The 14,238-nt window shown below is 61.8% G+C and carries 14 protein-coding genes and 2 pseudogenes; 7 read left to right on the top strand and 9 right to left on the bottom strand.

What is annotated here, in order from left to right; translation table 11 throughout:
• Positions 1–61: 61 nt before the first annotated feature.
• From AC0V2S_RS21420 to AC0V2S_RS21405, 4 genes are all read right to left on the bottom strand, one after another.
• Positions 62–622, bottom strand: a complete 561-nt coding sequence (locus tag AC0V2S_RS21420) for a glutathione peroxidase (protein ID WP_475511481.1) — start codon at positions 620–622, stop codon at positions 62–64.
• 61 nt (positions 623–683) lie between these two features.
• Positions 684–809, bottom strand: coding sequence for a hypothetical protein (locus AC0V2S_RS21415; protein WP_475511480.1), 126 nt, complete (start codon positions 807–809; stop codon positions 684–686).
• On the bottom strand, positions 806–2,005 hold the full coding sequence (locus AC0V2S_RS21410) for an MFS transporter (protein WP_475511479.1): 1,200 nt from the start codon (positions 2,003–2,005) through the stop codon (positions 806–808). The genes AC0V2S_RS21415 and AC0V2S_RS21410 overlap by 4 nt, the downstream gene beginning before the upstream one ends.
• A gap of 22 nt (positions 2,006–2,027) precedes the next feature.
• Positions 2,028–2,441, bottom strand: coding sequence for a MarR family winged helix-turn-helix transcriptional regulator (locus AC0V2S_RS21405; protein ID WP_475511478.1), 414 nt, complete (start codon positions 2,439–2,441; stop codon positions 2,028–2,030).
• Positions 2,442–2,676: 235 nt separating this feature from the next.
• Between AC0V2S_RS21405 and AC0V2S_RS21400 the strand changes: the two genes are divergently transcribed.
• A complete protein-coding gene (locus AC0V2S_RS21400) occupies positions 2,677–3,654 on the top strand; it encodes an alpha/beta fold hydrolase (RefSeq protein ID WP_475511477.1) in 978 nt (325 codons plus the stop codon).
• On the opposite strand, the gene AC0V2S_RS21395 is transcribed toward AC0V2S_RS21400, so the two are convergent.
• Entirely contained in the window at positions 3,629–4,537 is a 909-nt protein-coding gene (locus AC0V2S_RS21395; RefSeq protein ID WP_475511476.1) for a DMT family transporter, read from the bottom strand. The genes AC0V2S_RS21400 and AC0V2S_RS21395 overlap by 26 nt on opposite strands.
• Before the next feature lie 149 nt (positions 4,538–4,686).
• On the opposite strand from AC0V2S_RS21395, the gene AC0V2S_RS21390 reads away from it, so the two are divergent.
• Complete coding sequence (locus tag AC0V2S_RS21390) at positions 4,687–5,124, top strand: Lrp/AsnC family transcriptional regulator (RefSeq protein ID WP_340662144.1); 438 nt, start codon at positions 4,687–4,689, stop codon at positions 5,122–5,124.
• A 55-nt stretch (positions 5,125–5,179) separates the two neighbouring features.
• On the opposite strand, the gene AC0V2S_RS21385 is transcribed toward AC0V2S_RS21390, so the two are convergent.
• Positions 5,180–6,223: an ABC transporter substrate-binding protein gene (locus AC0V2S_RS21385; protein ID WP_475511475.1), complete on the bottom strand. Its 1,044-nt coding sequence runs from the start codon at positions 6,221–6,223 to the stop codon at positions 5,180–5,182.
• 312 nt (positions 6,224–6,535) lie between these two features.
• On the opposite strand from AC0V2S_RS21385, the pseudogene AC0V2S_RS21380 reads away from it, so the two are divergent.
• The 3 genes and pseudogenes from AC0V2S_RS21380 (at position 6,536) to AC0V2S_RS21370 (ending at position 10,595) form a co-directional block, all read left to right on the top strand.
• Positions 6,536–8,127, top strand: a pseudogene (locus AC0V2S_RS21380) (ABC transporter permease).
• On the top strand, positions 8,124–8,963 hold the full coding sequence (locus AC0V2S_RS21375; protein ID WP_475511474.1) for an ABC transporter ATP-binding protein: 840 nt from the start codon (positions 8,124–8,126) through the stop codon (positions 8,961–8,963). The pseudogene AC0V2S_RS21380 and the gene AC0V2S_RS21375 overlap by 4 nt, the downstream one beginning before the upstream one ends.
• Positions 8,964–8,987: 24 nt before the next feature.
• A complete protein-coding gene (locus AC0V2S_RS21370; RefSeq protein WP_475511473.1) occupies positions 8,988–10,595 on the top strand; it encodes an arylsulfatase in 1,608 nt (535 codons plus the stop codon).
• A gap of 94 nt (positions 10,596–10,689) precedes the next feature.
• Here AC0V2S_RS21370 and AC0V2S_RS21365 read toward each other — a convergent pair.
• The 3 genes and pseudogenes from AC0V2S_RS21365 to AC0V2S_RS21355 form a co-directional block, all read right to left on the bottom strand.
• Positions 10,690–11,907: pseudogene (locus AC0V2S_RS21365) on the bottom strand (winged helix-turn-helix domain-containing protein).
• Positions 11,879–12,367: a DUF3291 domain-containing protein gene (locus tag AC0V2S_RS21360; protein WP_475511472.1), complete on the bottom strand. Its 489-nt coding sequence runs from the start codon at positions 12,365–12,367 to the stop codon at positions 11,879–11,881. The pseudogene AC0V2S_RS21365 and the gene AC0V2S_RS21360 overlap by 29 nt, the downstream one beginning before the upstream one ends.
• A gap of 30 nt (positions 12,368–12,397) precedes the next feature.
• Positions 12,398–12,649, bottom strand: a complete 252-nt coding sequence (locus AC0V2S_RS21355) for a DUF1127 domain-containing protein (protein WP_475511471.1) — start codon at positions 12,647–12,649, stop codon at positions 12,398–12,400.
• 151 nt (positions 12,650–12,800) lie between these two features.
• Here AC0V2S_RS21355 and AC0V2S_RS21350 point away from each other — a divergent pair, with 151 nt between their 5' ends.
• Both AC0V2S_RS21350 and AC0V2S_RS21345 read left to right on the top strand, forming a co-directional pair.
• A complete protein-coding gene (locus AC0V2S_RS21350; RefSeq protein WP_475511470.1) occupies positions 12,801–13,655 on the top strand; it encodes a LysR family transcriptional regulator in 855 nt (284 codons plus the stop codon).
• Between the two features lie 90 nt (positions 13,656–13,745).
• A complete protein-coding gene (locus AC0V2S_RS21345; protein WP_475511469.1) occupies positions 13,746–14,186 on the top strand; it encodes a MarR family winged helix-turn-helix transcriptional regulator in 441 nt (146 codons plus the stop codon).
• Positions 14,187–14,238: the final 52 nt, after the last annotated feature.

Genomic DNA, 14,238 nt, shown 5'->3' with positions numbered 1-14,238 from the left:
CTTATCGCCCGCCGCTTAACTGAAGCTTAAAACCCTTAAGGTTGAAGATCGGCCGCCACCATCACGGCTTCGAAGCAATCGCCTTGGCCAGCGCCGCCTGCAAATCCGGATCATCGGGCTTGGTCAAACTGGAAAAGCTCGCCACTACTTTGCCCTGACGGTCCACCACGTATTTATAGAAATTCCAGCGCGGTGCACTGCTCTGCTCGGCCAGGTCTTTGAACAGTGGAATGGCCTGGTCGCCTTTGACGTGCTGCGGCTCGACCATGGTGAAGGTCACGCCGTAGTTCACGTAGCAAACCTTGGCGGTTTCGGCGAGGTCGGGGTCTTCCTGGTTGAAGTCGTCGGAGGGCACGCCGAGCACTTCCAGGCCTTGGTCCTTGTGGCTTTTGTACAGCGCTTCAAGGCCTTTGAACTGGGGGGCGAAACCACAGTGGCTGGCGGTGTTGACCACCAGCAGCGGTTTGCCGGCAAAGTGTTCGCAGAGGTTGATCTGTTCCTTGTTCTTGTCACGCAGCTTGGGCAATTCGCCCTGCAGCAGTTGCGGACACTCGGTTGCCAGTACCGGCAACGAGAACAGGGACAACAGAACGGCAGGCAGAAGGACGCGACGCAGGCTCATGGTAGTAACGCTCAGTGGCCGGTAGACAGTCAGGCCACGCTACCCGTCATGCCCCATGGCGTCAAAGGCAACTGCCCAGACCGAGTTGCAGCAGGGCCAACCCGCCCTGGTGCCAGCCCCACCAGATCAGCGCCAGCGCGGCGACTGCCGCCGTGGCGCTGAGCGAGAGCGTCAGCGAACGGCTCATGCCGCCGCCATGCGCAGGCGTTCAACCGGCTGCTCGCGCACCGGCCAATTCAACGCGGCGGCCAACAGGCTGAGGCCGATGGAAATCTGCCAGACCAGGTCGTAGCTGCCGGTGCGGTCATACAAGTAGCCGCCCATCCAGCCGCCGAGGAACGCGCCCAGTTGGTGAAACAGAAAGACGATACCGGCGAGCATCGACAGGTTGCGCACGCCGAACAGCGTGGCCACGGTGCCATTGGTGAGCGGCACGGTGGAGAGCCAGAAAACGCCCATCAGCACGCCGAACGCGTAGGCGGTAAACATCGTCACCGGCACGCTGATAAACCACACCAGCACCACCGCGCGAGCCAGATACAACGCCACCAGCAGGCGCGGTTTGGACATGCGCCCGCCAAGCCAGCCAGCGATATAGGTGCCGAAGATATTGAACAGCCCCACCAGCGCCAGCACCGTGGTGCCGACGGTGGCCGGCAGGTGTTGGTCCACCAGGTACGCCGGCAAATGCACGCCGATAAACACCACCTGAAAACCGCAGACGAAAAAGCCCAGCGACAGCATCCAGAAACCTTTGTGCGCCGCTGCTTCACGCAGCGCCTCGCCCAGGCTCTGTTCGTGGCCGAGCACGGGCAGCGGTTTGTCTTTGAGCATGGCTACCAGCGGCACGATCAGCGCCGCCAACCCACCGAGGGCGATCAACGCCACCGACCAGCCCAGCCAACTGATCAGGCCGAGCGTGCCGGGCAACATGGCGAACTGACCGAACGAACCGGCCGCTGCCGCGATACCCATCGCCATGCTGCGTTTTTCTGCCGGCACAGCGCGGCCGACGACGCCGAGCACAACCGAAAAGGTGGTGCCCGACAGGCCCAGGCCAATCAGCAAACCGGCACTCAGCGACAGTGACCACAGCGAGTCGGCCGACGCCATCAACACCAGACCGAGCGCATATAGAATGCCGCCCACCACCATTACCCGCGCCGCGCCATAGCGGTCAGCCAGGGCGCCGGCAAAAGGCTGCGACAAGCCCCAAAGCAGATTCTGCAAGGCGATGGCAAAGGCGAAGGTTTCCCGGCCCCAGCCGAATTCCGCGCTCATCGGCGGCAGAAACAGGCCAAAGCCATGGCGAATGCCCATGGAGAGCGCGAGGATGAGCGCCGCCCCGATGAGTACCCATTTGGTTGAACGCCATGCTGTCATTGCCCTGCTCCGCTGTACGTTTTCAATCGATGGTTTCCAGGTCGTCCAGCAACAGCCAGAGCGCCTCACGTTTTTCTGCACCCAGGCGCAGCGCCAACTGCGCCTGGGCTTCTTGCCAAGCCACGGCGCCGCGTTCATAGCGGGCCAGACCTTCGGCCGTCAGTTGCACCTGCCGGGCACGCAAATCACTGCCCTCGCCCATTTCCACCAGGCCTTCGCTTTCCAGCACCTTGAGGTTGCGGCCCAGGGTGCTGCGGTCCAGGCCCATGGCTTCGGCCAGCATGGAAATGCTCGGCTGCTCCAGCCGCTGCAAGTGGCTAAGCAAGGAATACTGGGCAACGTTGAGCCCCAGCTCGTGCAGCGCGTCGTCGTAGACACGGGTGACGCTGCGGGCGGCTCTGCGAAGTTTCGTACATAGGCAATGGGTGGTTAGCATGGATGCGTGTATATACCCGCATGTGCAGACGGGTCAAACGAAAGATCGCGTACGGCTGATAATTCTGGATCCCAGCCTGCGCTGGGATGACGGTGCAAGCGGCAAAGAACTCCGTCGCCCCAGCGAAGGCTGGGGCCCAGAATTGCGGGGCAGACGAGGTTGCCTGTACCGTCGCCGAACCGACCTCAAGCGCACCGGTCGAACCGCTCAACATCACCACAGGGAAATTCAGTAAATGGGTCGTCAGTTGCTCGTCTGGCTGTTGCTGTTGTGCGCCTGTCCGGCCCTGGCGGCCAGTCCGCAAATCGCCCAACTGGGCAAAACCCGCTACCCCTTCGTGCTCTACGCCAACGCCGATCTGATCACCCCGAGCCTGCCAGTAACCCGCGCTGTCATTCTGCTGCACGGCATCAAACGCAATGCCGGCGAGTATTTTGAAAACGGCACGGCCCTGCTCGTTAACGCCGGCCTCGACCCCGCCTCTACCTTGCTGGTAGCCCCGCACTTTCTCACCGACGCCGACGCCGACAACTTCCCCGGCGTACCGCGCTGGGCTGCCGGGCAATGGCTGCATGGCAGCCCGTCGTTCAGTGGGGTATCGGCCTTTCAGGTGCTCGACGATCTGCTCACCTTTTTAAGCGACCGCCAGCGTTTCCCCGCGCTGCGTGAAGTGGTGTTGGTGGGCCATTCGGCCGGCGGGCAGCTGGTGCAGCGCTACGCCATTTTCAACACGACAGAGACCGCGTTGACGGCCAAGGGCATTCACCTGCGCTACGGCGTGGCAAGCCCGTCGTCGTACCTGTATTTCGACCGCCAGCGCTGGCAGAACCAGCAGTTGCAGACCACGGCCCAAGCCGAATGCCCGGGCTATAACCGCTACCGCTATGGCCTGGAAAAACTGCCCGCCTATGCGGGGCAGCAGAAGCTCAGCGCGCAGCAATTGTTCCGCCGCTATGCCGGGCGGGATGTGGTCTATCTAGTAGGCGCGGATGACAACAACCCCGACTCGCGGGTAATGGACCGCTCCTGCTCCGCCGCGCTACAGGGCGCAACACGGCGGCAGCGGCAGGTGAATTACGTGGCGTATGAACAGCAGTTGGCCAAGCAATGGCAAATGGCGGTTGCGCACCCACAGGTGCAGGTCGAGGGGGTTGGGCATGACTCCGCAGCCCTGTTCGCTACCCCGATCACCGCCAAAACACTGCTCCCGTAGTTTGCTTCCGGCGTTTTATGCTCCAGCCGCGCTGCATGCCGGCCACCGCCAGCAAAATCATGCTCACGCCTACCCATTGCAGCAGCGTGAGACGGTGGTCGAAGGCGATCCAGTCCACCAGAATCGCCGCAATCGGGTAGACGAAGGACAAGGCGCCGGTCAGCGCCGTCGGCAATTTCTGGATGGCGCTGTAGAGCAACACATACATCACCCCGGTATGCACCATGCCCAACGTCGCCAGGCTGCTCCAGGCCATCGCGCCGGTCGGCAGCGCGCTGCCATACACCCAGGGCGCGAGCACCAGTCCGCCGGTGCAGACCTGAACCAGGGCAATCAGATGCGGCGGCGTGCCGGTCAGGCGTTTGATGATCAAGGCGGCGATGGCGTACAGAAACGCCGCGCCGCAGGCCAGGGCAATCCCCACCAGGTAATCGGCGCCGCTCCCATCCGTCGTGCCATGGGCGCTGACAATGGCCAACATGCCGACAAATGCCACGCCCAGCCAACCCAGTTTCAGCACGCTAATGCGCTCACCGAGAAACAGCGCCGCCAGGCCCACCAACATGAACGGCTGCACGTTGTACACCGCCGTTGCAATGGCGATGGAGGCACGTGAGTAGGCGGCGAACAACAGCAGCCAGTTGCCGACAATCGCCACGCCACTGACCACCGCGAGGGCAAACGTCAGACGGGTCAGCACCCCGGCGCGCAGAAACCCCATGGCGGCGCAAATTACCACCAAGGTCCCGGCGCCGATCAGGCAGCGCCAGAACACCACCTCCAGCACGGGCTGCCCAGACACCAGTACGAACCAGCCGATGGTTCCGGAAATCAGCATGGCGGCGACCATTTCCAGCGTGCCGCGGTGTTGGGTGTTGCTCATGTTTTGCGCCCCTGCCTGACCCATTCTGTGGGCAAAGTATGGCAAGTGCGCGGGTAGCGGCTCCATGGCAAAAACAAGGCTAGAATCGCCACAAGCCTTTTTTATCAAGGCGATTTCCGCCAACCACCCTACTTCGAACAATCACCGCCATGACCGACAAGATCGACCAGCAACTGATTACCGCCCTGATGGAAGACTCGCGCCGCTCACTCAAAGCGCTGGCGCAGATTACCGGCCTCAGCTCGCCCAGCGTCGCCGAGCGCTTACGCCGTCTGGAAGAGCGCGGCGTGCTGACTGGGTACACGGTGGACATCGACGCCAAGGCCTTTGGCTACCAGCTGCAAGCCATCGTGCGGATTCGCCCGCTGCCCGGCCAGTTGCAGGAAGTGGAACGGCAGATTCAGGCAATTGGCGAATTCACCGAATGCGACAAGGTGACGGGCGAGGACTGCTTTATCGCCCGCTTGCATGTGCGCTCGATGGAGCAACTCGACACCCTGCTCGACCGGCTCAACCACTACGCCGAAACCAACACGGCGATCGTGAAAAAGACCCCGGTGAAGCGCCGTTTGCCGCCGATGGCTTAAGTGATGTTGCCGTCATCCCCGCGCAGGCGGGGATCCAGAATCCTGGATAGTTTGGCTATTGCGCCGCCACCGCCGCCTTCTGCGTAACCACATCCTTGGCCACCCACTCAGCAGTCGTGAACGGCTTACGAATCAACCGCTGCTGACTGGCCAACTTGATGGAGCCGTCGAGCCTGCGCAGGAACTCGGGGTCCAGCTGAGTCTGAAACAGTTGGCCCAGTTTCTCGTCACCCAGGTCGCTCTGCAGAATCACCGGCGGATAACCGGCCAGCGTCGACACCAGCTGAATATAAGCCTCTTTGTTCGCCTCTTCGCTCACCCACTGCTGCGCCGTTTCCTGCGCTTTGAGCAGGCGTTTGACGATATCCGGATGCGCATCCACAAAAGCACCGGAACCCACCAACACGCTCTGAATACTGCCGGCGCCATTCAGGTCGCGGGTGGTCAGGGGAATATCCACTAGGCCGCGAGCTTTCAAGGCGGTGAGGTTGGAGGCGCCCCAGGTAGCGTCGATCTGCTTGGCGACGATGGCAGACGTGGACGCCGTAAAGTCGAGGTTGATGACTTTAAGGTCTTTCTCCGTCAGCCCCTGGCTGACCAGCGCCGCATCGAACGACAACTGCGCCGCCGTGCCGCGGAAAATACCCACGCGCTTACCTTTCAAATCCGCCAGGGTCTTGATGCCCGAGCCAGGCACTACGCCCAGATACAACTTCACATCCCGCGCCGTGGCGCTGAGCAAGCGGGTGTCGAGGCCATTGGATTTGCCGACGATGGCGGCCAGGTCGCCCAGATACGCCAGGTCTACCTGGCCGTTAGCGAAGGCTTCATTAATAGCCGGGCCTGCGCCCTTGAAGAAATTCCACTGGATCTTGATGCCGTCGGCCGCCAGGGCTTTTTCGAACAGCTGCTGATCACGCACCACATCCACCAGCCCGCCGCCGCTGTGGGTGGCCACGGCGCTCAGATCGGGAACGGCAATGCGAATTTCCGTGAGCGGCTCGGGCGCCGCATAAGCAGCAAATGGCAGCACGCCCAACAGCCCGGCCAATAGCGGTGACGCAAACAGGCTCAACGCCGAATCGAAAAACGCTTTCATAGCTGCAGGCTCCCGCCAGAGGCCGGCACACCGCCGGCTGTTGCGGCGAATAAGGCATAAGCCAAACAAAACTTTAAATACTATTAAATTATTTTTTAGTAACTAAAGGAGCTAAACAGCCTATTCGGCGGTCTGCGTGGAACATGCACGGAAAGCATAAAAAGTATTCAAGAAAGGCATTTGCCCCTGCTGGGGTGCAGCCATTAAATGCGGTCTCTTAGCCAATAAATGCCTAGATAACCGAATTTAATATACCTATGAAGAATATATCTAAGCCCTCCTTCACCGCACCTGCGCCCAGAGGTCATTGATATGGCAGCCACCCGCACCCTGAGCCTCGGCAAACCAGCGCAACGGTTTACCATCAACGGCGCCAAGCTTCGCCACGCCCTGCTGCCATGGGCAGTTCCCGCCTTGTTGTTACTGCTATGGACCCTCGCCGCGCGCCATGCCTGGATGTCGGCGCAAACCCTGCCGGCGCCTGCGCTGGTGTGGCAAAGCGCGGTGGAGCTGGGCCAGCAGGATTTGCTCGTCAATCTTTGGATCAGTCTGCAACGCCTGGCCTGGGGCCTGGCGGCTGGCGTGGCGATTGGTGCGGTGCTCGGTGCCGTGCTCGGTTACAGCCCACGCGCCGAACGCCTGGTGTTTCCGACCTTTACCGCCTTGGCGCAAATCCCGACGTTGGCGTGGATTCCGCTTTTCATGCTGCTGTTCGGCATCGGCGAAACCTTGAAATTAGTGGTGCTGGTCAAGGCCGTGGTGGTGCCCGTCACCATTCACACGCTGGTCGGCGTACGCGATGCCCAGCCCAAGCTGCGTGAAGCCGCGGCGGTGTTGCGCTTGCCGCCGCACTTGCTGATTTGGCGGCTAGTCGTACCGGCAACATTGCCGTCGTTTATGGCCGGTTTGCGCTTGGCGCTGGCCACCGGTTGGTCGTCGCTGCTGGCGGTGGAACTGCTGGCCTCCAGTGAAGGCATTGGCTACCTGATGGTCTGGGGTCGCCAGCTGTTTATGCTCGACGTGGTGTTCGTCTGCATCCTGGTGATTGGCGTGGTGGGCGTGCTGATGGAGCGCGGCATCACCCTGCTCGACCGGCATTTGTTGTTCTGGCCACACCCGCCCACCGCCGAATTTCGCCGCCGCCCATTGGGTTCCGGCTGGGAGCGGTTGCAGCCGTGGTTTCTGCCATTGGGCCTGGTGGCGATCTGGCAGACCATCAGCCAATTGCAGTGGGTGGACAGCAATATTCTGGTCAGCCCCTGGCAAGTATTGGTGAGCACTTACGAAGGCCTGGCCGACGGCAGCCTTCCACTCGCCATGGGCCATAGCCTGGTGCGCGCCCTTGCCGTTTGGCGCTCGGCGGCGGGCTGGGTTTTGTGCTCGGCGTGGTACTGGGCTTGTCATCGCGCAGCGAACGCCTGCTCGGCCCTAGCCTCTCGGCGCTGCGGCAGATCGCGATTTTCGCCTGGGTGCCGCTGCTGACCGCCTGGTTTGGCCTGGGCGAAATGGCCAAGTTGGTGTTCGTTGGCCTGGCGGCATTCTTTCCCTTGCTGGTCGCGACCCAACGCGGCATTCGCAACCTGTCACCGCAACTGGGCGAGGCCGCCCAGGCACTGCGCCTGAACCTCTTTCAACGCCTGCGTCTGCTGATTCTGCCGGGCGCCACGCCGGCCATTTTCGCCGGCCTGCGCCTGGGGCTGATCTATGCCTGGCTTGGCACCATCGGCGCCGAATATTTCATGGCTTCTGGCTACGGCATCGGCACCTTGATGATCGGCGCCCAGCAGCTGTTTCGCATGGACCAGGTGATGGCCGCGATGCTGCTGATCGGCCTCACCGGCGCCGCCCTCAATGCCCTCGGCCAATTTATTGAAGCGCGCGCCACGCGCTGGAGAACCGCATGACCACCCTCGCCTTTCCCCAAGCCACGGCGCCGTTGGTGCGCTTTACCCACGTGGGCAAACAGTTCGCGGTCGATGGCGGCGAGCTGGAAGCCATCCGTGAATTCAACCTGGATATCGCCCCTGGCGAGTTCGTGGCCATTGTCGGTTCGAGCGGCTGCGGCAAGTCCACGCTGCTGCGTTTGCTGGTGGGCCTGGACGGCGAATTTCGCGGCCAGATCGAAGTGGCCGGCAAGCCGGTGCAAGGCATCGGCGGCGACCGCGGCATCGTGTTTCAGGAGCATCGGTTGTTTCCCTGGCTGACCGTGGAACAGAACATCGGCCTCGGTTTGGTAAACGAACACCTGACCCAAGCCGAGCGCTTTCGCCGGGTAAACGAATTTATTCATCTGGTAGGCCTGCAGGGCTTTGAACGCGCTTACCCACACCAGCTTTCCGGCGGCATGGCCCAACGCGTGGCGATTGCCCGCGGCCTGGTGGCCAGCCCTCAGATTCTGCTGCTGGACGAACCCTTCGGCGCCCTGGATGCCCTGACCCGCCAGCAGATGCAAGACGAGCTGCTGGCCATCCGCCGCCGCGCGCAGATCACCACCTTGCTGGTGACCCACGACGTGGAAGAAGCGATTTTCCTCGCCGACCGCGTGGTGGTGATGGAGCCACGGCCGGGGCGGATCAAGCGCATCGTCGACATCGACCTGCCGCACCCGCGCACCCGCTCAAGCTTTGAATTCCACCAACTGCGCGAAGAATTGCTGCACGAACTGACCCACGACGGCGAGTACGTGGCGCCGCCGGTGGTGCGCGTCGAAGACTTGCCACTTGCCTATATCGCCTACTGATCGATTTAGAAAGGATGCTTTGCCATGAGTAAACGCCCCAACTTCCTGGTGATCGTCGCCGACGACCTGGGCTTTTCCGACCTTGGCGCCTTTGGCGGCGAGATCGCCACGCCCAACCTGGATGCCCTGGCCACCGCCGGCGTGCGCCTGACCGACTTCCACACCGCGCCCACCTGCTCGCCGACCCGCTCGATGCTGCTGACCGGCACCGACCACCATATCGCCGGCATCGGCGCGATGGCCGAAGCCATTCACCCCGATCAGCAAGGCAAGCCCGGCTACGAGGGTTACCTGAACGACCGCGTGGTGGCCCTGCCTGAGCTGCTGCGCGAAGCCGGATACGAAACCCTGATGGCCGGCAAATGGCACCTGGGCCTGACCGCCGACCTGGCGCCCCATGCCCGTGGTTTTGAGCGTTCGTTTTCGCTGCTGCCGGGCGCTGCCAACCATTACGGCTACGAGCCACCGGAAGACGAAAATACCCCCGGCATCATCAAGGGCACGCCGGTGCTGTATATCGAAGACGACAAGTTCGTCGACAAACTACCGGACGACTTCTATTCCTCCGACGCCTTTGGCGACAAGCTGCTGCAGTACCTCAAAGAGCGTGATCAGGCCCGGCCGTTCTTCGCCTACCTGCCCTTCTCCGCGCCGCACTGGCCGCTGCAAGCGCCGGCCGATGTGGTGGCCAATTACAAAGGCCGTTACGACGCCGGCCCGGAAGTGCTGCGTCAGGAACGTCTGGCCAAGCTCAAGGAACTGGGCCTGGTGCCGCAGGACGTAGAAGCGCACCCGGTACTGGCGCAGAACAAGGCATGGCAGCAGCTCAACGACGAGCAGCGCGCCATTTCCGCCCGCACCATGGAAACCTATGCGGCGATGGTGGAACGCATGGACTGGAACATCGGCCGCGTCGTGGACTACTTGCGCCAACAGGGCGAACTGGACAACACCTTTGTGCTGTTTATGTCCGATAACGGCGCCGAAGGCTTGCTGCTGGAAGCCTTCCCGTTGTTCGGCGAAAGCCTGCTGACTTACCTCGATACTCACTACGACAACAGCCTGGAGAACATCGGCCGCGCCAACTCCTACGTCTGGTACGGCCCACGCTGGGCGCAGGCGGCGACCGCGCCGTCGCGTCTGTACAAAGCGTTCACCACCGAAGGCGGCATTCGCGTGCCGGCGTTGGTGCGTTACCCAGGCTTTGAGCGGCAGGGGCAGATCGTTAAAGAGTTCAGCACGGTGATGGACATTACCCCGACCATTCTCGACCTGGCCGGCGTACGCCATCCGGGCAAAAAATGGCGTGGCCGTGAAGTGGCCGAGCCGCGTGGCAAGTCCTGGTTGGGTTACCTGAGCGGCGAGACCGAGCAGATTCACGATGAAAACACCGTGACCGGCTGGGAGCTGTTCGGCATGCGCGCCATTCGCAAGGGTGATTTGAAAGCTGTATTCCTACCGGCGCCGGTGGGCCCGGCTACTTGGCAGCTGTATGACCTGAGCAAAGACCCGGGTGAGATTCACGACCTGGCCAAGTCCCAGCCGCAGAAGCTCGAGGAGCTGCTGGAGCATTGGCATCAATATGTGGCGGAGACGGGGGTGGTGCTGAGTAAGTCGCCGTTTTCGCCGTAACAGCGGCGTTCTGTAGGAGCGAGCTTGCTCGCGAAGCAGGAGACGCGGTTGTTCTGTCAGACCGCATCATCGTTCTTCGCGAGCAAGCTCGCTCCTACGCCCGCAATGCACCACGCAACCGCTCGCTCCCATCCTTCGGGCAACCCACCCAAACCTCCCCCAACCCCAACCACCGCGCCATCGACAACAAATTGCGCGCCAGGGCATGCACGCCCTCTTCGTCCAACCCCACTGTTTCCTCATGAAACGCATGCACCAGCAAGCGCCCACTGCTGCGTTCGGCACGCACATCCACCCGGCCGGCCAACCGCTCGTTGTGCAGAAACGGCAGCACGTAATAGCCGTACACGCGCTTGGGCTGCGGCGTGTAAATCTCCAGGCGGTAGCGGAAGTCGAACAACCGCTCGGTACGCGCCCGCTCCCACACCAGTGAGTCAAAGGGCGATAACAGCGCCGAGGCTTTTACCGCGCGCGGAATACTCGGCTCGGGCAGGCAGTACGCCGTTTTGTCCCAGCCCTCGACCTTAACCGGCAGCAAGTTGCCGGCTTCCAGCAACTCGGCAAGTCGGGCGTGGCTGTCTTTTGGATCGAGGCGAAAGTAGTCACGCAGGTCTTTTTCCGTCGCCACGCCGAGCGCGGTAGCGGAATGCAGCAGCAGCTGGCGTTGCGCTTCGGCTTCGGGCACGTCGGGGTGGTTTAGCCAGGCGCTGGGCAGTACGCGTTCCGGCAAATCGTATAAGCGCTCGAATCCGCGGCGCCCTGCCACCGTTACTTCGCCGGCGGCAAACAGCCATTCCAGGGCCATTTTCTCTGCGCTCCAATCCCATCAGGGGCCGGCCCGTTCTTCGCGGGTGGTGAGCGCACCGGCGCCGGTAGCACCTTGGTCCCGCACCGTGGCGAGCACCCGTTGCACTACGTCTTGCTGCTCGCGGCCGAACTGCGCCAGCTGGCTGTAAATGCCCTGGCCGTGCGCGGCGCGTTGCATGCGCCAGCGCATCAAGGGGTAAAGGGCGTGGGGCAAGAGCGAGGCTTCATGACCCCAGTATTCGAACAGCGTGCGGCGCTTGCCACTGCCCCAGGCGGCCTGTTCCAGCAAGCTCGGGGCGTATTCGCCAAGGCGGGAAAACAGCGGCAAATAGTGCGAACGCACCACGGCGTTAACCGAGTCGATCTGCACCAAGCCCAGGCGCTCGATCAACTGGTTAAGGCGTGCCGGTTTTACCTCGGCGGCACTGCTGCGCCCAGCAAAACCCTGGGCACTGAGCGCCAAACGGCGGGCTTGTTTAAGGGAGAGCGATAGCGGTGTGGACATCGACTGCACCTGGTTGGGCCTGGGGTGCAGGATACGGCCTGGCGAAGGTGAATACAGTCGATGAGGGGCCATTTTCTGCCAGCAGCTCAAGGCGCTCTTTGGCCTCTTGCGCGGTCGGCAGCTCACCGGCGGGCAGCCACCACAGCGCCAACGACGGGGTGTCGAGCTTTTCCATCCAGCTTTTCTTGGCTTTGAGCACGGTGAGGTGGTCGCCGCTGTAGACGTAGTTTTTCAGCGCCTCATACGAAGCCCAGACCGACAGATTGACGATGATGCGGTCATCGGCAAACAGCTGAATCGAGGTGGCATCGCCATCTTCCGTCTGCAGCCGCCAGACAAAACCGGGGCTGCGTTCGGCCAGTTGGTTGATGGGGTCTAGCTGCTCAACAAAGCCCCGCATCAATGGGTCATCGAGCGGGGCTTTGGTACGGGCGATATTCACTTGAGCCAGGTGGTACATGCGGTCTTCCTTGGTGGCGTTTGTTTTAGCTTAGCGGCGTTCGTGTTTACGGCAGAGCGGGTCATCCCAGAATGGCCGCGCCACTTCCTGCTCCAGATCGGCGCGCGACAGGCCCAGGTCCTTGAGTGCGGCGTCGGGCATGCTGGCCAGCATGCGGCGTTGTTCGGCCAGCTGGTTCCAGCGTTTCACTTGCTTCCAGATACCAGCCAACAGACGGCTCAGCGGCCGGGATTTGGCCCGTGGCAGTGCGGCGGCGATGGCGTAACCTTTTTGCGCTTTCATGATTCAGCTCTCCATGTGCATGCCCCCGTAAGGTGTGCGACGAACAGCTGCGCTTAGGGGATGGCGCAAGTTTCTGCCTGGCGATAAGATCAATCCAACGAATGTTTCTTATGCGATTCATTCCACAGCTTGATGAATGGAGAGTGAGGCAATGAGCAGCTACGTCGGCATCGACAGCGAACTGTTACGCACCTTTGTGGCTATCGCGGACCTCGGCGGTTTTACCCGCGCGGCCGAAGCGGTGAACCGCACACAGTCGGCGGTAAGCATGCAGATGAAGCGGCTGGAAGAAGACGTGCTGCAGCGCGCGCTGTTCGAACGCGATGGCCGCCAGGTGCGGCTGACCGCCGAGGGCCAGGTGCTGCTGGGCTATGCGCGGCGCATTCTGAAGCTGCATGGCGAGGTGATTAATACGCTGCGCGAGCCGCATATGGTGGGCTCGGTGCGCATCGGTACGCCGGATGACTATGTGATGCGGTTTCTGCCGGGCATTCTGTCGCGCTTCGCCCAGGCGTATCCGATGGTGCAGGTGGAAGTGCATTGCGAGTCGTCGGCGCAGTTGCTGCAACGCCAGGACTTGGACCTGTCTATCGTCACCCGTATGCCGGGCGATGAGATTGGCCAATTGCTGCGCCAGGAACGGTTTGTCTGGGCTGAAGCGCTGGGCTTCAGCCCCCACGAGCAAACGCCGATGCCGCTGGCGATGTTCAATAGCGACTGCTTCTGCCGCCTTTGGGCGTGCAATGCCCTGGAAACCATGGACCGCGAGTATCGGGTGGCGTACACCAGCCCGAGTTTGTCGGCGCTGATGGCGGTGGTCAGTGCCGGACTGGCGGTAACGGCGCAACTGCAAAGCCTGATCACACCGGATATGCGCATTCTCGGCAAAGCCGAAGGCCTGCCGGAGTTGCCGCTGTGCAGCATTGTGCTGCTGCGTAACACGCGCACTCAGTCGCCGGTCAGTGAAAGCCTGGCCGAACATATTGTTGAAGGGTTTCGGATGTAACCTTTGGCTAATCAGCAAACCATGGCGCATTAAACACAAGCGCGCTAACGTTGCGCCCTCGCCGTCTCATCTACTCAGCAAGAGGTTCATATGGCCACTCCGGAACAGCTCAAACTGGAAAACCAACTGTGCTTCGCGCTGTATTCCACGTCGCTGACCATGACCAAGGTGTACAAGCCACTGTTGCAGGCGTTGAACCTCACCTACCCGCAATACCTGGCGATGCTGGTGCTGTGGGAAGGCGACGGCATCACCGTTGGCGAGCTGAGCCAGCACCTGCTCACCGACCCCGGTTCAGTCACCCCGCTGCTCAAGCGCCTGGAAGCCGAAGGCCTGCTCACCCGCACCCGCAGCAGCCAGGATGAACGTGTGGTGCAACTGCACCTCACCGACAAGGGCCGCGCCCTGCAGGAACAAGCCTTGAGCATTCCCGCCTGCGTGTTGAAAGCGTCGGGGCAGCAACCGGCGCAGTTGCTCGAGCTGAAATCCGAGCTGGTCACCCTGCGCGACAGCCTGAACAACTCGATTTAGAGCCTTCTTCCCGACCTATCCGATTTTTAGATCAAATCAATCCAATTATTTA

This window comes from Pseudomonas sp. CC11G, assembly GCF_056174845.1.
Note: the sequence above shows the minus strand (reverse complement) of the source record. Positions and strands in the feature narration are given on the sequence as shown.